Raw genomic sequence first — 20,414 nt, forward strand, 5'->3', positions numbered from 1 at the left:
GCGACGCGCTCGGCCGACGATCCGGAGCCCGCGAGGCGGGTGAGTTCCGCGCGGGGCCGGCTGTCCGGCTCGTCCGGCCGGCCGGCACCGTCCCGACCCGTACGGAAGCAGCCGGGAGCCTGCGTACCCGACGCCAGCAGCCGCAGCTTCCGCCGCAGTTCGGGCACCGTGCGGGCGATCACGGCCGCCCGCACGGGCAGCTGGGCACGGCCCACGCCGAGGGTGAAGGCCAGATCGGCCGGGGCGACCCCGTCGAGGTCGGCGTCGGCGAGCCGGCGCAGCAGCCGGTCCAGCGCCGCGTCGTCCCGGGCCGACACCGGGAACAGCCGCTCCAGCTCCGGCAGGCCGGGACGGTCCTCGGGCGCGGGCGCCTGGGCGACGACGGCGTGCGCGTTGGTCCCGCTGAAGCCGAAGCTGCTGACCGTGGCGATCCGCTGCCCACCGGGGCCCGGCTGCCACTCCTGACGCTCGCGGACCACGAAAAACGGACTGGTCTCCAGCTCCGTCTTCGGGTTCGGCGCCTCGAAGGAGGGCATGGGCGGCAGTTCGCGGTGGCGCAGCGCGAGCAGCGCCTTCAGCAGGCCCGCGATCCCCGCCGCCATGGTCGTGTGGCCGATGTTCGCCTTCACGGTCCCGATGCCGCAGTAGCCCCTGCGCTCGGTCGAGCGGCGGAACACCTCCGTCAGCGCCCGTACCTCGATCGGATCGCCGAGCGCGGTACCGGTGCCGTGGGCCTCCACGTACCCGATGTCCTCGGCCGTCACCCCGGCCCTGCGGTGCACGTCCGCGATCAGCCCGGCCTGGGACACGGCACTGGGCGCGGTGATTCCGTTGGTGCGGCCGTCACCGTTGACGCCGGTCGCCTTGATGACGCCGTGGATGTGGTCGCCGTCGGCGATGGCCCGGTCCAGGCGCTTCAGTACGACGGCGCCCACACCCTCACCGAGCACGGTGCCGTCGGCCGAGGCGTCGAACGGCACACACGTGCCGCGCGGTGACAGCATCCCCACCTTGCTGGCCCTGACGTGCAGCTGCGGGGTGACCATCAGGGCCACGCCGCCCGCGAGGGCCATGGCGCACTCGCCGCGCCGGATGCTGTCGACGGCCAGGTGCACGGCCACGAGCGAGGACGAGCAGGCCGTGTCGACGGCCATGGTGGGGCCGTCCAGATTCAGGAAGTAGCCGATCCGGGCGGGCAGCAGGGAACTGGTGGTGCCCAGGAAGGCATGACCGGTGTCGGCCCGGCCCGCCGCGGTGAGCAGCGTCGAGTAGTCGCCGGGCGCGCAGCCCACGAACACCCCGCACGACGTGCGCTCGTCGGCGCCCACCGCGTACCCGGCGTGCTCCAGGGCCGCCCAGGACTGCTCCAGGAACAGCCGCTGCTGCGGGTCCATCACCTCGGCTTCCAGCGGCGAGTGGTTGAAGAACGCCGCGTCGAAGCGGTCCACCTCGGGCAGCATGGCCGCCCACTTGCTGTACGTCCTGTCGGGGGCCAGCCGGTCGGCGTCGAAGACGGCGCCGACGTCCCAGCGCGCCGCGGGCACCTCCGTGAAGCTGTCCCGCCCGGCCGCGATGTTCTCCCAGAACGCGTCCAGGTCCTCGGCTCCGGGGAAGCGCCCCGACATGCCGATGACGGCGATGTCCTCGCAGACGTCCGCAGCGACCGCCCCGGCCCCGGTCGCGCTCGCGGGTACGGGTGCCGGCGGGGCGGCGGTATCAGCCGGATCCGCGGCCGCGGCGGTATCAGCGGGATCCGCGGCCGGGGCGGTATCAGCCGGATCAACGGCCGCCGCGGCCTCCGGCTCCGGTGCCGGGCTCTGCCGCCACAGCTCCATGACGTGCTCGGCGAGCCGGGGCACCGTGGGGTGGTCGAAGAGCGCCACCGGGTCCATCTCCAGGGCGAACCGCGCCCCGAGCCGCTCCACGATCTCCACGGCGCCGACCGAGTCCACGCCCATCTCGTTGAACGACAGCCGGTGGCTGACCTCGTCCCGTTCCAGGTAGAGCCGGGCCCGGACCGCGTCCACCACGGCCGCCAGCACGTCCTCCCGGTCGATCGCGGGCCGCGGCGCGACCGGCGACGGGTCGCTCTGTGCGGTCTGGAGCGGGGTGTCCGGGGTCTCGGCAGGGGCAGTCGTGGCGCGGGTCGGCTCGGCGGCGGCCCGCTGCGCGGTCTTCCAGCCGCCGATCCAGTACGAGCGCTCGTCCAACGGATGGGCGGGCAGCGGTATGCGACGCGGCGGTGTGCCGCCGTCGGCCCGGCACTCCTCCCATGCCACCACGGCGCCGTCCGCCCAGGCGCGGGCCAGTTCGGCCAGGCGGCCCAGACGGAACAGCTCGGCGGCCCGCTCGAGACGCGCCGGGGGTGCCTCCTCGCTCACGCTGCCCGTGAAGACGCCCTCACCGGGCTCCTCGCCGTCCAGGAACCGCTCCAACCGGCTCCGCAGTGCCTGCGGCTCGTCGCAGACCACGGCGAGCCGGACCGCCGACTGGGCACGCCCCACCCGCAACGTGTGCGCGATGTCCGCGAGCGGCACCGCCTCCGACCGGGCGGCCCGCGCCGCGGCCGAGGCCAGTTCGGTGATCGACGCCTGCCCGGAGAGCGGCGCCCCGCCGGGCATCAGGCCCTCGACGCGGCGGCCCAGCTCGGCGAGGCCCAGCCGGTCGACCCCGAGGTCGGCAAGGCTCTCCCGTACGTCCACGGCGTCGGCCGGCACCTCGAGCAGCCCGGCCACCTCACGGGTGAGCAGAGCCGTCACCTCGTCGGCCGAGCCGGCGGCACGCCCCAGCTCCTCCAGGTGACGCAGCTGGCGGCGGACCACCTCGTGCAGGGTCGTCTCGTCCTTGGCCGAGAACACGAACAACTGCGGGCCCACCGAGGGGGTGGGTGCCGCGGGCGGCGCGCTCTCCAGCAGCACATGGGCGTTGGAACCGCCCGCGCCGAACGCGCTCACCCCCGCGCGCAGCACCGTACTGCCCGGCGGCGGGGTCCACGGTGCCCGGGTCCGCTGCACGGCGAAGGGCGAGGAAGCGAAGTCGATGTGCGGGTTGGGCGGTTCACTGTGCAGCGACGGCACCAGCTCGCGGTGGCGCATCTGCAGCAGCACCTTGGTGACGGCGGCGATCCCGGCCGCGCTCTCCAGATGCCCGATCCCGGACTTCACCGAGCCGACGGCGCAGCTGCCCGGGGCGAGCCCCGAGTCCGCGAACGCCTGGCGCAGCCCCTCGACCTCGATCGGGTCGCCGAGCGCGGTGCCGGTCCCGTGCGCCTCGATGTAGCCGACGCTGTCCGCGCCGACCCCGGAGCGCTCCAGGGCGTCGGCGATCAACGCGGCCTGCGCCGTGGGACTCGGCACGGTGAACCCACTGGTGCGCCCCGAGTGGTTGAGGAAGGAGCCCTTGATCACGGCGTGCACGTGGTCGCCGTCCGAGAGCGCGGCGGCCAGCGGCTTGAGCAGCACCGCCCCGACGCCCTCACCCGGAACGTAGCCGTCGCCGTCCGCCCCGAAGGCACGGCAGCGCCCGTCCGTGGACAGGAACCGCCCCTCGGCGAGCTGCAGATACTTCTGCGGATGCGCCGCGACGTTGACGCCGCCCGCGATGGCGAGCTCGCACTCTCCGCGCCGGATGCTCTCCGCGGCCAGGTGCAGTGAGGTCAGCGAGGACGAGCAGGCGGTGTCCACCGCCATGCTGGGCCCGGACAGGTCCAGGCAGTACGACAGCCGGTTGGCGACGGAGCAGTGCAGGGCGGTCGGGGCGGCCGAACCGGCGCCGTCCGTACACAGCTGATAGTGGTTCCACATGACACCGGCGAAGACCCCGACCCGGGTGCGGGACAGTTCCTCGGGGCGGTAGCCGGCGTTCTCCACGGCCTGCCGGCCCACGGTGAGGAACAGCCGTTCCTGGGGGTCCATCAGCTCGGCCTCACGCCGCGAGATACCGAACGAGGCCGCGTCGAAGCGGTCGACGCCGTCCAGGAACCCACCCCAGCGCCCGTACGTACGGCCGGTCTTCCCGCGCTCCGGGTCGTAGTACGCCGCGTGTTCCCAGCGGTCCTCGGGCACTTCGGTGACACAGTCGCGGCCCTCGGCGAGATTGCGCCAGAACGCGTCGAGGTCCTCCGCCCCGGGGTAGCGGCCGGCGACCCCGATGATCGCGATGTCGTCGCCGTGCGGCTCCCGCGCCGGACCGGTCGCGCCGGCCGACGGCACGGGCGCGGGCGCGGGCAGCAGCCCGGCGATCCGCTCCTGGTCGCCGTAGGTGACGACGGCGCGCGGCGTGGCCTTCGACAGCAGCCCGAACAGCGCGTCCAGGCCCGCCTCGGTGGGCAGGGCGTGCAGCCCGGTGCTGTCCGCCGAGCGGCGCAGCACCTCGTCGGAGACCCGCATGCCGCCCTCGGCCCACAGCGGCCAGCCGACCGCGAGCGAGACACCGCGGCGGTCCGCGCGGGCGGCCCGCTGCTCGGCGAAGTGCTCCATGAACGCGTTGCCGTAGGCGTAGTCGGCCTGGCCCGGGTTGGCGACGGAGGCGGACACCGACGAGAACAGTGCGAAGAACGCCAGATCGTCGTCCGCGGTGGCCTCGTCCAGGTTCCGGGTGCCGGCCACCTTGGCCGCCAGCACGGCGGCGGAACGCTCCGCTTCCTTGCGGAAGAACAGCCCGTCGTCGACGCTGCCCGCGCAGTGGAAGACCCCGTCGAGCCGGCCGTACCTCTCGCGGGCGCAGGCCACGGCGGCCAGCGTGTCGTCGGCGTGGGCGACGTCGCCGCGCACGTACGTGACGTCCGCGCCGCGGCTGCGCCAGCCCTCGATCCGCTCGGCGAGCGCGGCGCCGGGCTCGCTGCGGCCGGTCAGCACCAGCCGTACGGGACCACGCGCGACCAGACGATCCACCAGCAGCGCGGCGAGACCGCCGCCCCCGCCGGTGACGAGGTACACGCCGTCCGCGCGCGGCCCGGCGGCTCCGGCGGGCACCGGCAGCGGTTCGTGCCGCACCACCAGCCGGGTGCCGCCCGCGTGACGCACCTCGCTCTCCTGGGACAGGTCCGCGCTCTCGGCGGCGATGACAGCGGCCAGCTCCGCCGCCGTGGCCGCCTCGTGTCCGACGGCGCGGCAACGCAGCAGGGGGGCCTCGGCGGTGACGGTGCGGGCGAGCGCGCCCAGCGCGTCCTCCTGCGGCCGGGGAGCGGCAGCGTCACGCGGGTGCAGGAACAGCACCGCGACCGGCCGCGTCGGCCGGGTTCCGGCCACGGCCACGGCCAGCGCCCAGCTCTCCCGGTAGGCGTCCGGCAGCGCACCGGTGGAGCCGTCCGTGCGGCCGGCGCGGGCGCAGCGCACGTACGCCGCGGCAGAAACGCCGTCCGCGGTCAGCGCGGTGGACAGTTCGCCGAGCTGGGCCGGGTCCGCCGGGTCGAGCCGGTAGTGGTCGGCGGCCATCCGCTGGAACGCCGAGGCACGTTCGGCGCGCACCACGCGGGCCACTCCGGCCTCGCGCAGGGCGGCCGCGGTCGCGGCGTCGGCGCCGACGAGGACGACCGTCCGCGCGTCGCCCGCCTGCTCGGCGGCGGCCTCGGCGGGCAGCGGCGCCCACACGGGCCGGTGGCAGCCGAGCGCCGGCGCGACCGCGGGCGCGGGCGCGGCGGCCGGCGGTGGCGCTGCGACGGCGTGGTCGGCGGCGTGGTCGGGGGCGCTGCCCGTCGGCGTGCCGTATTCGGCGTACAGGTGCGCGGCGAGCGAGTCGATGTCGGAGAACTCGAACAGCAGCGTCGGGTACAGCGGCGCGCAGACGTACTCCTCCAGGCGGCGGCTGATGTCCAGCATGTGCCCGGAGTCCAGGCCGAGGTCGTAGAAGCCCGCGTCGGTACGGATGCTCTCGGGCGCCCTGCCCAGCAGACCGCCGACCAGTGCGCGCAGGTGCGCACGCACCGCGTCGGCACCGGACCCGCCGGCGTCGGAGGCGGCCGGCGCGGCGACGGGGGTGGGCACCACGGGGCCGGGCGCGGCGCCGCGCGCCTGCGGGGCGTCGAGGAGCCGGGTGATCAGCTCGGGGTTGCGGATGCGCTTGCAGGTGAGCTTGGTGAACCCGGCGAGGAAGCGGCCGTCCCCGTCGTACAGCGCGCAGTCGTTGTGCATGATGTCGCCGGACTGCGCGTACGTCTCGGGGCGCGGCATGTAGGCGTAGGCGACCCCGGTGAGCGGGCGCGGGGCGCGGAAGGACTCGATGAACACCGGTATGAACGGGTCCTGGTCCGGCGGCGGCAGCTGCGCGAACGCGGCGATGGTGGTGCAGTCCATCTTCGCCGGATGCAGGTGGAAGTGACCGTCGAGCGCGGCCGACTCCTCGTCCAGGCCCAGCTCGGCGAGGAGTTCGCCCTCGCCGTAGTAGAGGCGGCCGAAGCAGCGCATCGCCGACCCGTGCCGGATCTCCTCGGCGCGGGCGCGTGCGTACATCTCGTCGAGGTCGGCCACGCGCCGGGCCGTGGTGCGCAGCCGGTCGACGTCGAGCGGCTCGGGTTCGGGCACGTCGTGCAGGACCAGTTCGCCGCGGAAGTTCTCCCGGTACTCCGAGGCGGGGTTCCCGCCCTCGCGGGTGCGGCTCTCCGCCGTGATCCAGCGGCTGCCGTCGAGGGACGTGGACACCGTGATGCGGATGTCGCGGTCCCGGCCCTCGGCGGTGGCGATCGCCTCGTGGAAGAGGACGTTGCGCAGCTCGGCCCGGGTGGTGTCGAAGCCCCGGTCGCGCAGGATCCGGAAGACGATGTCCAGGAAGGTCACCCCCGGCATGACGGACACCCCGTGCACCCGGTGGTTCTGCATGATGAAGTCGCCGTGCTCCAGCACGAGGTGGCACACCAGCTCGTGCTCGGGCTGCGGTGCGGAGGGCACGTTCACCACTTCCGTCCTTCCTGCGGCGCTGCCGTGGAGCCTGCGCCGGTCGGGGTGAGGGGGGCGTAACCGGAGTCGGGGAGGGGGGAGGGCTCCTCGAAGGACAGACCGAGGATGGACGCGCCCAGCGGCGGGCGGCCGGCGGCCGGTGTGGTGGCCGGTGCCGGTGCCGGTGCCGGTGCCGGTGCCGGGGCGGGTGCCGGTGCCGGGGCGGGGACCGTGATCCGTGGTTCGGTGGGGCGGGCGGCCTCGAGCCACAGCCTGCGGCGCCGGAAGACCGGGGCGGGCAGCGCGGGCCGGGGCCGGTGCGCCGCCGCCAGTGCCGGGTCCAGCTGGCTGACCACGGCGTGGGCGTTGGTGCCGCCCAGTCCGAAGGCGCTCACCCCGGCGACCCGCACCCGGCCCGGCTCGGGCACCCAGTCCCGGGCCGCGCGGCTCGGGTAGAACGGCGAGGCGGCGAAGTCGAAGCGCGGATTGGGCCGCTCGCAGAACAGCGTCGGCGCGATGTGCCCGTCCCGCACCGCGAGCACCGCCTTGATCAGCCCGGCCATGCCGGCGGCGCTCAGCAGGTGCCCGACGTTGGTCTTGACGCTGCCGATCGCGCAGAAGCCGGTGCGCTGCGTCTCCTCGCGGAACACGTCGGTCAGGGCGCGCAGTTCGATCGGGTCGCCGATCATCGTGCCGGTGCCGTGGGCCTCGACCAGGCCGACCTCGTCGGCCCCCCGGCCCGCCGCGGCGAGGGCCCTGCGCACCACCTTGGCCTGGGCCGCCGGATTGGGGGTGGTCAGGCCCATGGTGCGGCCGTCGTTGTTGACGGCGACCGCGTCGAGCACGGCGTGCACCCGGTTGCCGTCCCTCAGCGCCGACTCCAGCGGCTTGAGCAGGACGATGCCGCAGCCCTCGCCGGGCACGAACCCGTCGGCGCCCTCGTCGAAGGTCGCGCACCGGCCGTTTCGGGACAGCGCCTTGGCCGCGCTGAAGTCGAGATACGGCTCCTCATCCAGGAGCACGTCCACGCCGCCGGCCAGCGCCAGCTCCGACTCGCCGTCCAGCAGACTGCGGCAGGCCAGCTGCAGCGCCACGAGCGAGGACGAACAGGCGCTGTCCACCACGAGGTTGGGGCCGTGCAGATCGAAGTGGTGGGCGACGCGGGCGGCGATGAAGTTCTGGTCGGAGCCCATGCCGACGAGGCCGCGCCGGTCGCCGACCCGCTTGTTGTAGTGGGACAGCCGGGCACCTGCGAACACTCCCACGTCCCGGCCCGCGAGCTCCTGCGGGGCGTATCCGGCGTCCGCGAGACAGCCCGCGGCGCCCTCCAGGAAGAGGCGTACGGCCGGGTCGAGGCAACGGGCCTCGTCCTCGCTCATGCCGAACCACTCGGGGTCGAAGTCCTCGATGCCGTCCAGGAATCCGCCCCACTTGCTGATACTGCGACCCGGTTCGGGCTCGGGCCGGTAGAGCTCTTCGACGTCCCAGCGCGCGGCGGGAACCTCCGTCACCGAGCACACCCCGGCCAGCAGATTGCGCTGGAAGGCGGCGGCGTCGGCGGCACCGGGGAAGCGGCAGGACAGCCCGACGACGGCGATCTTCCGCGACAGGCCGGGGCCCGTGGACCCGGCTGCCGGCGCGGCCACCGCCACGGCGGCGGGCTGGGCGCCCGCGCTGACGGAGGCCGGGACGGCGGGGGGCGCCGCGGGCGCGGGGGGCCCGTCGGGAGCCGCGGGCACCCCGAGGTCCAGCAGGTGCCGGCCCAGCAGTTCGAGCGTGGGGTGGTCGAGCAGCGTGGCCGGGTCCAGCGTCAGGCCCGTCATGTCCTCGAGCCGCAGCAGGATCTCCCCCAGGAGCACGGACTCCACTCCCAGATCGCCCAGGGGGGCCGTCGCGTCGAGATCCTCCTCGGGGATCGCGAGGAGTTCGCTGAACACCGAGGCCAGCCAGGGCGGTCCGGTGACCGGGGTGTGCGCCACGAGGTGCTCCTCTTCAGTGGGCAGGGGCCGGGCGTCCCCGGCCGGGAACGCAGGGGCTGCGGAGCCGGCCGGGGCGGGCGGCTCGGCGGTGACATGGGCCGCGGACGCGGCCGTGGGCTCCTCGGCGTCGGTGGCGCCGGGGCCGTGCGGACGGCCGAGCAGCTTTGCTGGGTCGGGGGGCACACCGTCGAGCGGCGGGCAGGGCACGACGCGCGCCTGCTCGGCGGGCAGGGCGAGCACGCGCTCCAGCGTGCGCAGCCCCGCCTCGTCGCCGAGCGGACCCACGCCCACGGGCGCACAGCTGTCCGGCCGCTCCGCGCCCATGCCCGACTCGCTCCAGGTGGGCCAGGCGATCGAGCGGAACCAGGTGCGGCCCGAGCGCACCCGGTGCTCCGCGTAGCAGTCGAGGAAGGCGTTGGCCGCCGCGTAGTCCAGAACGCCGGCGGCCAGGCCGGGCGCGACGGCGGACAGGGAGGAGAACAGCACGAAGAAGTCCGGCCGGTCACCGGCGCACAGCTCGTCCAGCACCTCCAGGCCCGTGGTCTTCGGTTCGAGGACGGGGCCGAAGTCGGCCATGTCCTTGCCGATGAACGACGGCCGGCCGGCCGGCCCGCGGCCGGCGCAGTGCACGACGCCGCCGATCGGCCCGAGTTCGTCACGCACCCGGCGCAGGAACCGGTCGGTACGGTCCCGCTCGCTCAGCGGTCCCGCATGCACCAGGACCCGTGCGCCCAGGGCCTCCAACTCCCCGACCAGCGCGGCCGTCCGCGCCTCGGGTGAGCCCGGTTCGAGCAGCGGCCAGTGCGCGCGCGCCGGGAGCGGCCGGACCCCGGTCAGTGCGATCCGCCGCGCACCGCGGCTGACCAGGAACCGGGCGACGCGGGCCCCGATACCGCGGGTTCCGCCGGTGACGAGGTAGGCGCGGTCCGCGTCGAGGCGCAGCGGCCGGTGCCCGGTGTCGGGCAGCGCCACCAGGTCGGCGCGGTGGCGCACCCCGCCGCGCACGGACACCTCGCTCGGGCCGTGCCGTTCGGCGTACTCGGCCAGGATGTGGCGGGCGGCCGTGTCCGGGCCGGTGGCCGACACGTCCAGGTCGAGGACGGTGCCCGCCACCCGCCGGTACTCCGCCGTGAGCATCCGCACGAACCCGGCCAGGCGCGCCCCGGCGAGCGAGCTGCCGGCGCCCGCGGGCCCGTACAGGCCCTCGGTCACCTGCAGCACCCGGCCGCCGTGTCCGCGCAGGGCACGGACGAGACGACGCAGCAGAACCAGCCGGGTCGTGAAGGCGCCGGGGCCCTCCTGCTCGGGGCGGCCGAGGTCGGCGAGGTCGATCAGACCGCCGACGGCCTCCGGCCCCTCGGCCGACAGGCCCCGCGCGAACGCGTCCGCCGCCGCCTCGTCCGCGAGTCCCCGCACGCCGTCCCCGGCGTCGGCACCCGCGCGGACGAGCAGCACCCGGTCCGGTCCGAGCAGCCGGGCGACGGCACGCGCCACCGGTTCACTGTGCGCGCCGAACACACACACGACACGCCCCGGGGGAACGGGCTGGTCGCCGAGTCCCGTCAGCGCCCGCCAGGTACGGCCGTACAACACGGGAGACACCTCACCGGCGGCCTCGGTCGCCGGTGCCTGCTCCGCCGCGGGGGCCGCGGCGGACAGGGGAGCCTTCCCCCCGGCCGTGGGCGCGGGCTCCGGCAGCCAGTGGCGGTTTCCGGCGAACGGGTACGAGGGCAACGCCACCAGGCGGCGGCGTGCCGTGTGCAGGCCTGCCCAGTCGACCGTCCCGCCCCCCGTCCAGTGCCGGGCCAGGCGCAGCAGTTCCGCGTCCCGGTCGGCCGCCGGGTCGAGCACGGCGAGGGGGCCGTCGGGCAGACGGCCGCCCGGGGTGCGTCCGTGCACACCGGCCCCGGTGTCGCCGGACGCGAACCGGTCCAGCGCACGGCACAGGCCCGGCACGTCGTGGGCCACCACCGCGAACCGTTCCCGCAGCGGTTCCCGGCCGCTCTGCAAGGTGTGCGCGACGTCGGCCAGGGCCGGCGCGGGGCGGCCGGCTCGGCCGAGCCGGTCCCGCAGCCGCCCGGCGAGGGCCCGCAACCGGTCGAGGTCGTGCGCCGACACCACGATCAACTGCGCTTCCGGCTCACCGGGTCCGGCGGACGAGGGGGCCGGTTCGGGGGCGGTGTACTCCTCCACCACGACGTGCGCGTTGGCTCCCCCGGCGCCGAAGGCGCTGATGCCCGCGCGGCGCGGCAGCGCGGCACCGTCCGGGCCGGTGAGCGCGGTCCAGGGCCGTTCCTCGCGCACCAGCTCGAACGGGGAAGCCGCCCAGTCCACCGCGGAATTGAGCTCGTCGGCGTGCAGGGACGGCACGAGGCGGCGGTGGCGCAGCTGGAGGATCACCTTCGTCAGGCCCGCGATGCCGGCCGCCGCCTCCGCGTGGCCGATGTTGGACTTCACCGAGCCGATGGCCCGGCTGGCGGGGGCCACCGAGGCGTCGGCGAAGGCCCGGTTCAGGCCGTTGATCTCCACCGGGTCACCGAGCTGCGTGCCGGTGCCGTGCGCCTCCAGATAGCCGATGGTGGCCGGCTCGGCGCCTGCGCGCCGCAGCGCCGCACGGACCAGCTCGCCCTGGGCCACGGGGTTGGGCACCATGTAGCCGTTGGTCCGGCCGCCGTGGTTGACGGCCGTGCCCCGGATGACGGCGTGGATGCGGTCACCGTCGGCCTCGGCGGCGGACAGCGGCTTGAGCAGCACCGCCCCGACACCCTCGGCCGGCACGAAACCGTCCCCGCCCGCGCCGAAACTGCGGCACCGGTGGTCGCTGGAGGCCATCTTCAGCCGGTCCTGCTGGCGGAACTTGTGCGGATGCAGCGACAGGTTGACCCCGCCCGCCAGGGCCGCGGCGCACTCGCCGCGCCGCAGGCTCTCCACCGCCAGGTGCAGCGCGGTCAGCGACGACGAGCACATGGTGTCCACGGCCAGGCTCGGGCCGTGCAGATCCAGGAAGTAGGAGACCCGGTTGGCGATGCCCGCCACGGCGGAGCCGGTGTCACAGGGTTCCCCGGCCTGGGAACGCTCCACCCCGAAGAACGGGTACTCGTTGTACATCGTGCCGACGAACACGCCGACGTCGGAGTTCAGTTGCTCCTTGATACGGGACCGGGTGCAGCCCGCGTCCTCCAGGGTCTCCCAGGCCACCTCGAGGAACTGCCGCTCCTGGGGGTCCATCAGCTGTGCGTCGCGCGGGGTGATCTGGAAGAACAGCGCGTCGAAGCGGTCCACACCGTCGAGGAATCCACCCCACATGCGCTCGGTGGGCCAGCCCTCACGGGCGCGTTCGGCGGGCAGCGGGCCGACACTGTCGACGCCCCCGGCGAGATTGCTCCAGAACGTATCCAGGTCCCTGGCCCCCGGGTAGCGGCCCGCGATGCCGATGACGGCGATCGGTTCCGGCGCGTCGTCCGGTTTCCTCACCACCGATGCCGATGCCGATGCCGATGCCGATGCCGATGCCGATGCGGATGCCGGCGGTGCCGTGGACACCGCGGGCGCGGCCTGGAGGTCCGACCAGGGGCCCTCGTGGTGCGCCGCCAGATGGGCGGCGACCCCCGCCAGGTCCGCGTACTCGAACAGGATCGTGCTGGACACTCCCTGGACGTCCTGCCGCAGCCGCTCGTTGAACCGCGCGACCAGATGCGAGTTCAGGCCGTAGTGCTCCAGCGGCACGCGCGGGTGCAACTGGTCGGCCCCGATGCCGCTCACGTCGGCGAAGCAGCCGGTGACGTAGTCCTGCGCGCGGTCGGCGCCGGACCGGGCGGACGCCGTCGGTGCCGCCGGCCGCGGCTCTGCCGACGCGGGCGCCGGGAGCGGCGCCGCGTCGGTGCGCCGGGGCGCGGGTGCGGCGAGCCAGTGCCGCACCGGTGCGAAGACATGGACCGGCAGCGGGATGCGGCGGGCCGGCTCCGACCACAGCCGGGCGAAGTCCACGGCGTGTCCGCGCAGCCAGTCGGCGGCGGCCCGCGCCAGGTCGCGCGCGTCCGTGGGCGTGTCGGCGAGCGCCGGATCGGCGGCGGCGGACGCGAGGCCCGGGTAGGGGCGTCCGTCGAGGTACGCCGTCAGCCCCGCCCGGACGCCGTCCAGGCCGTCGGCCGTCAGCGTCAGCCGGTGCCGGAGCGCGGCCCGTCCGGTCTGCAGCGTCCAGGCCAGGTCGTCGAGGCCCGGCGCGGCGCCCGCGGCGAGGTGGTCGCGCAGCCGCCCGGCCGCCACCGACAGGGCCTCGGGTGTGGCGGCCGACAGGACGACGGTGCGCGCACCGCCGGCCGACGGCGACGCCCCGGTACGGGCGGGCTCGTCCCGCACGGCCGGGCCGGCACCGTGCGGGTACGGGGCGCGCAGCACCACATGGCCGTACGAACCGGTCGCGCCCACCGCGTTGACGAGCACCGTGGCCCGGCCGTCGGCGGCGCGTGCCAGGAGGGGGCGGGGGGTGTCGGCCAGTTCGACGGGCAGCCCGTCGAAGTCCACGAGCGGACTGCGTTCGCCCGCCACCCGGGTGGGTGCGATACGTCCGTGACGTATCTGGAGCAAGGCCTTGATGAGCTGCGAGAGCCCCGAAGCGGCCTCCAGATGGCCGATGTTGGGCTTCAGCGTGCCGACCGGGACCGGCGCGGAGCCCGCACTGCGGGCGAGGACCGAGCCGAGCGCCTCCAGTTCGGCGGCGTCGGCGATGCCCGCGCCCGCCGCCGCGCACTCCACGTAGTCGACCTCGTCGGGGATCACCGACGCGTCGGCCAGGGCCCGGGCGATCGAGTCGGCAAGAGCCTCGGTCCGCGGTGCTCCGTAGCGCGGGGCGCGGCCGGCGTGCCCCAGCCGGGTCCCCTCGACGAGCCCGTGCACGGTGTCCTGTGCGCGACGGGCCGTGCCCGCCGGGCGCAGCAGCACCACGCCGACCCCCTCGCCGGGGTGCCAGCCGCTGCCTTCCGCGGCGTAGGCGGCGGGAGGGGTGTCGGCCGCGAGCAGTTCGAGTCCGTCGAGCAGGGCCCAGTGGTAGGGGTGGGCGAGCAGGTTGACCGCACCGACGACGGCCGCCCCGCACTCGCCGCGCCGCAGGCTCTCCACCGCGAGGTGCAGAGCGGCGAACGAGGACGAGCAGGAGGTGTCGACGGTCAGGCTGGGGCCGCGGAAGTCGAAGAAGTGCGAGATCCGGTTGGCGATGTCGGACGCGGCGGCCGGGACCTGGGCGGTGTCGCCCTCGTGCCAGCGATCGGCGCCCTGCTGCCGGTAGTCGTGCCACATCGAGCCGATGAACACCCCGACGCGCCCCGCCGACGTGCGCAGCGAGTCGGCGGTGTGACCGGCGTCGTCCAGGCACTGCCAGACCGTCTCCAGCATCAGCCGGGCCTGCGGGTCGATGCTCGGCGCCTCCTGCGGCGACACATGGAAGTGCAGGCTGTCGAAACGGTCGATGTGCGGCAGGAAACCTCCGACGGCCCGGGCTCCGGCGGGAGCCGTCTCCGGCCGGGACGCGGGTGGCGCGCCGATCGCGGTACGCCCGCAGACCAGGTTGTCCCAGAAGGCGGCCAGGTCCGGGGCGCCGGGGAAGCGGCCGGCCATGCCGATGACGGCGGTCGGCTCGGCGGTGGCCTTGGCCGGCGATGCGACGGCCGCCGCCGCCTGTACGTCCGTGGCTGCCGTCGCCGGTACGTCCGTGGTGGCCGTTGCCGGTGTGTCCGTGATGGCCGCCGGCGTCGCGCCGGGGGCTTCGGCCGGTTCGGCGAAGAACGGCGGTGTGCCGCCCGCGGTACGGCTCGGATGCGAGGCCGCGCCCCCCAGGAAGGCCTGGAGGAAGACGTGGCCGTCGTCCAGGCCGAGCCACTCGCCCAGCTGCTCGGTGTTCAGGGCGCCGATCGGGCACAGGCCGACCCCGTGGGCGGCCTGCCCCAGCATCAGCAGCTGGCCCATGTACCCGGCTTCCAGGGTGAGATACCTGAGGGCCTCGTCCGCGTACAGCGGCTCGATGCCGTGGCGCTGGCCGAACAGGTAGATCCCGAACCGTGAGCGGTCGAACACCGGCCGGTTGTAGTAGAAATGCGCCCCGCGGTCCGGCCGGACGCCGGGCCGCAGCAGCCGCAGCGTGTGCCGGGCCGGGTCGTAGTAGTAGAGCCCCGCGTCGAGGCCCTCGACGGCGTCCGGCGTCAGATGCAGATAGACCTGGACGGAATAGGTGTCGCCGGCCGAGGGGTACAGGGCGCCGGTCCCCGCGGGGTTGGCGGCCTCCCGCAGCAGACCGAGCAGCCGGGCGAAGGACCGCTGCGGCACGGGCTGTTCGAGGAAGTCCCGGCGGCTGGCCCGCCAGGCGTACAACTCTTCCTCGAACGCGGTGTCCGGGAGCGTGACCTCGGGCAGCTCCGGCTCGTCGGCCCGCCGGTTCCAGTGCTGCCGCTTGAAACGCTCACGCTCCTCGGCCGCGAAGAAGTCCACCGCCTCGGGCCGCGTCGGGCCCCCGGCCGCCGCCGGCTGCCGCGGGGTCTCGCCCTGTGCCACCGGTTCCGGCGCCGGGTCGGCGGGAGGCCGGACACCGGCGGTCGCCTCGGGCCGAGGGCCGGCGGACGCCTCCGCGCCGCCACCCGCGGGCCGAGAGCCGGCGGACGGCTCCACGGCGCCGCCCAGCTGTGTGTGGACCCAGCGGGCGATCGCGGCGACGCTCGGGTTGTCCAGCAGCGCGGAGACCGGGAACCGCTTCTTGTAGGAGCGCTGCAGGGCGCCCGAGACGCGGACCATGGTGAAGGACGTCGCGCCCTGGTCCCACACGTCGGTGTCGGGGTCGACCGCCTCGACCCCGAGGGCCTGGGCGAACAGACCGGCGATCTCCTCGCACAGCTCCTCGTAGGACCGGGCGGACGCGGCGTCGCCGGTCGCCCGCGCCGCGGGTACCGCGGCCGGCTCGGCAGACGGCGCGGCGGATGCCGCCTCGCCGCCGTCGGAGGCCGGAGGCGTCAGGTGCTCCTTGGCCAGGGGCCACGGCAGCGCCGCCCGGTCCAGCTTCCCGTTGGCGGTGGCGGGGAACCCGGCCAGGAAACCGATGAAGTTCGGCACCATGTACTCCGGCAGCGTCTGCCCCGCGAACCCGCGCAGGTCCCGTGCGGACGGCTCCGCGCCGGGCCGGGCCACGACGTAGGCGACGAGGGTGCGGTCCCCGCAGCCGTCCTCGCGCGCCAGGACCACGGCCTCCTTGACGGCCTCGTGGGCCCGCAGCCGGTGCTCGATCTCCGCCAGCTCCACCCGGAACCCGCGGATCTTCACCTGTCCGTCCGCCCTGCCCTGGAAGCTCAGATTGCCGTCCGGGTAGTACAGGGCCCGGTCACCGGTCTTGTAGAGCCGCTCCTGCGGGTCGTCGTGGAACGGGTCCGGGATGAACCGGTCGGCCGTCAGCTCCGGCTGGTTGACGTAGCCGAGCGCCAGACACTCACCGCCGATGTACAGGTCGCCCTCGACACCGACCGGGCAGGGGCGCAGCCGCTCGTCCAGCACGTGATAGCGGCAGTTGTCGATGGGCTTGCCGTACGGGATGCTGCGCCACGCCGGGTCGATCGGCCCGATCCGGAACCAGTTGGACCACACCGTCGCCTCGGTGGCGCCGCCCAGACTGATCAGGTCGGCGCGCGGGAACGCGGCGCGGACCTCGTCGGGAAGGGACAGCGGCGTGTAGTCGCCGCTGAGGAACACCAGACGCAGATCGTCGGTGCCCGCCGTGCCGCGCACCCCGTCGAGCAGCGTGCCCACCTGGGCGAGCGTCGTGGGTGCCGAGTTCCAGAAGGTGACCGGTTCCTCGATCAGCACGTCCAGCAGCAACGAGGGGTCGCGCTGCTGCTCCGCGTCCGCGATGTACAGCGCGCCGCCCGCGCCCAGCAGGCCGAAGACGTCGAACACGGACAGGTCGAAGCCGAGCGAGGTGACGCACAGGCCCATGTCGCCGGGCCCGAACCGGAAGGTGCGGTAACACCAGTCGAGCAGGTTCGCGACCGGCCGGTGCGCGACCGCCACGCCCTTGGGCCGGCCGGTGCTGCCCGAGGTGAAGATGATGTACGCCGTGTTGTGCGGCTGTGCCACCGGCTGCGGGTCGGTGTCCGCGTCGGCGGGGTGCGGGCCCTCGACGGCCGCGTCCGCGCAGACCCGGGCGTAGCCCTCGGGCACCGGCCAGCCCGCCCGCCCGGCTGTGGTGACGACGGCCGCGGCCTGCGCCTCCTCGAGGATGACAGCGGCCCGCTCGGCGGGCAGATGCGGCTCCATGGGCAGATAGACACCGCCGGCCTTCAGGACGCCGAGGACCACCGCGACCATCATGGGCCCGCGCTCCACGCTGACCGCGACGACCGTCTCCGGGCCCACGCCCTCGGCTGTCAGCCGGGTCGCGATGCGGTTGGCGCGCCGGTTCAGCTCCTGGTACGTCATCGTGCCGCCGCGCCAGCGCAGCGCCTCGGCCTCAGGCTGCTCGGCCGCCCGCTCCTCGAAGAGCCGGTGCATCAGCCGGTCGCCGTCGAACGGACGGGCGGTGTCGTTCCACTCGTGCAGGATCTTGTGCAGCTCCGCGCCGCGCACCAGCGCCCCCTCGTCCCCCTCGGCCGTCTCCGCGGTGTCCGCCGCGGGTTCCCGCCAGGCCTTTTCGTCCTCGGCGAGCCGGGCCACGGCCCGGTGGTACTCGGCGTGCAGTTCGCCCCAACCGCCCTCCGGGGCACGGCCGTCCACGGCGTCCCAGGCCAGCTGCAGCCGGTCGGCGTCGACCGTGGTGATGCAGTCGAGGAAGACGTCCGGGGTGCAGCTCAGCCACTGCCCGGCCCGCACCGGCGACGGCAGCGGCCGGTCGGTGAAGTCCAGAGCGCAGGTGTAGACGACGGGGTACCCGGCACCTCCGGTGCGTGCCACTGCGCGCCGCAGTTCGGGCAGCCCGCTGCCCGTCACCGCCGCGTCCCGCGCCAGGCCTTCGTCGTAGCCGCGCGCCCGCTCGGCGAAGGACAGCTCGCGCGGCGCGCACGGCAGCCAGCTCAGCGCCGTCAACTCGCCCGGCCGCTGCGGATCGAGGCCGTGGTCCCACCGGACCACCGGCACCGCGTAGTCCGTCCCGAAGCGCCGCGCGAGGACATCGGTGAACGCGGTGAGCAGAACGGCGTCAAGGCTCAGGCCGTGCTCCGCGCAGCGCTCCGCCAGGGGCCGCAGCGCCAGCGGTGCGCCGCTCACGCGCACCCGGCGTTCGGGTGCGTCCGCCTCCCGGGGCGCCGGCAGCGGCACACCGGGCGGCAGCGCCCGCAGCCCGTCCCGCCAGTGGGCCCGGGCCCGCTCGGCTGCCTCCGCGGCCCCGTCCGGCAGCGGCTCCGCGGGCCGGGGCCGCGCCGAGGGATCGGTGTACAGGCGCATCAGCTCACGGCCGATCAGATGGATGCTGCGGGCGTCGGCGAGCGTGAGGTCCACCGACAGGAGGACCGTGTCGCCGTCCTCACCGCGCACCACCCGCACCTCGAACTGCGGGTGCCGGCCGAGCGGGAAGGGGCAGGCCGCCATCGCCTCGCGCGTCGCGTCGGGACAGACCCCCGCGAGGACCGGCACCGCCCACCGGCGCGGCGCCCGCTCCCGCACCGCCACGACACCGTCCTCGGTGACCGCGGAGCGCAGCACGTCGTACGCCTCCATCAGCCGCACCACGGCCGACTCCAGGCGCGGAGCGTCCACCCGCTCCCCGGCCTCGTACGACACCACGACCTGGCAGCCGCGCCACGGCCCCGGCTCCGCCGCGGCCCGCGGCACGAAGTACGCCTGCTGGAGGTCGTTCAGGGGACGCTCGCGGACAGCGCCCTCGACGGCGGCGGCGCGCAGGCCGTTGCACAGCGACGCGAACGCGGCGTCCACCGTGCCGGGGACGAAGCACGCGTCGGCGGCGTCCCAGCGCAGGTGCAGCGCCCCGTCCTGCTCCCACATCTGATGATCCAGCCACACCCCGGTGGTCTGGCTGACCGCGTACACCGGCGCCGCGCCGAAGCCGCGCGCCCGCGGCCGGCCGGCCGCGTCGAGCATGCTCGTGAACACCACCGGCAGCGGCCCGGGTCCCGCCTCGTTCCGGGCCCGCAGCGCCCGCTGAGCGCTCACCCCGCAGACCGAGGAGTGCTCCAGCGCCTGCCACAGCTCCTCGTGGGTGCGCCGGGCCGCCTCCTCGAACGGCACGAGTCCGGGGAGTACCGCCTCGACGAACGTGGTGGCGGTGAACGGGCCCACGACGTGGTCGGCGTCGGCCGGGAGCCGGGGCCGCATGCTGGTGGTGACGACGACGGAGTACGGCTCGTGGGCGCCGTGCCGGGCGAGTGCCTCGGTGAACACGGTCAGCACCAGGGAGGTCGGCGACACCCCCAGCTCCTCGGCCCGCGCCCGCAGCGCACTCCACTCGGTGGGGGACAGGCGCGCGGTGCGGCTGCTGCGGCGCACGCACGGCAGGCCGTCGCCGCGCTCCGGTTCGGCGTCGTCGAACAGGGAGGGCGCGCCCGGCAGTTCACGCAACGTCTCCACCCAGTGGTCGAGATCGCGCTGGTGGGTCTCGGTGTGCCGTGCCGCGTCCAGGGCCACAACGCAGTCCCGCACCGACAGCTCGGCCGTCGGTGCGGGAAGGGTGTGGGACGGGTCGGTGTAACACGCCTCCCACTGGGCGGTGAGCAGGTCGAGGCCCTGCCCGTCCGTGATCATCGCGTCGATGCCGAAGTGGATGCGGCCGGTGCCGTCCGGGTGGAGGGTGACCTCGATCGCGAACGGCGGACAGTCGTCGGCGGCGAAGAGGTGGTGGGACATCCTGGCGCGCACGGCCCCTGCGGTCTCGGTGAACCCGGCGCGGTCCGCGCTCTCGTGCACGGCGAGCTCCCAGCGCGGCGCCCGCTCGGATATGCGTTGCCGGCCGTCCGCGGTGACGGTGGCGCGCAGCATGTCGTGGTGCTCGACCAGGCGCTGCCAGGCGGCGCGCAGCCGCTCCGTGTCGAGCGCCGGGACGTCGAATTCCCGGTACAGGTGGCAGCCCACGGCGTCCGCCTGCAGGTCGGGCTCCTTGCCGATGAGGTACGCCTCCTGAAGCGGCGTCAACGGGAACGGCTCGTGCCGTGCGTCCGGATCCGCGACGACCTTCGCTCCGGTGGACCCGGCGCCCCCGGGCGCGGCCTGCTCAGCCGTGTGCCCGGCGACCCGGCGCGCGTACTCGCCGATCGTGGCCGCCTCGGCGAGCCAGCCCAGCGGGACGTCCGCCGCGCATTCGCCCTGCACCGCGAGCCACAGCCGGGCCGCGGTCATCGAGTCCAGGCCGCTGCCGCTCAGCTCCGACTCGGCGTCCAGGGGGCCCGCGCCCGGCCTGGCCTCGGACAGGACCCGTACCACGACGGCCGCCACACGTGCGGCGAGGTCGCAGTCGGCCGCATCCTGCTGCCCCGCAGGGCTGGTTCCAGGCTCCATATCCGCTCCCCCAGGAAAGACACCGGTTGCCGTGCCGTGTCGCACCCTAGGAACAGCGCACCCGCGGGCCCGCTCAGAAGTGAGCGGT

At 75.1% G+C, this 20,414-nt stretch carries 2 protein-coding genes (1 of these 2 only partly in view); both read right to left on the bottom strand.

Annotation, left to right across the window (positions count from 1 at the left end; genetic code table 11):
* On the bottom strand, positions 1-6,890 hold the 5' portion of the coding sequence (locus AB0F04_RS37075; RefSeq protein WP_362050615.1) for an SDR family NAD(P)-dependent oxidoreductase. The gene continues 15,520 nt to the left of window position 1, outside the view; the window shows 6,890 of its 22,410 coding nt (coding positions 1-6,890); it begins with the start codon at positions 6,888-6,890; the stop codon falls past the left edge of the window.
* Complete coding sequence (locus AB0F04_RS37080) at positions 6,887-20,326, bottom strand: amino acid adenylation domain-containing protein (protein WP_362050618.1); 13,440 nt, start codon at positions 20,324-20,326, stop codon at positions 6,887-6,889. The genes AB0F04_RS37075 and AB0F04_RS37080 overlap by 4 nt, the downstream gene beginning before the upstream one ends.
* Positions 20,327-20,414: the final 88 nt, after the last annotated feature.

It is taken from the genome of Streptomyces sp. NPDC029041 (assembly GCF_040637515.1).
Taxonomy (GTDB): Bacteria; Actinomycetota; Actinomycetes; order Streptomycetales; family Streptomycetaceae; genus Streptomyces.

Coding starts and splice junctions, on each gene's coding strand:
- AB0F04_RS37080 (WP_362050618.1), bottom strand. CDS start 20,326: ATGGAGCCTGGAACCAGCCCTGCGGGGCAGCAGGATGCGGCCGACTGC.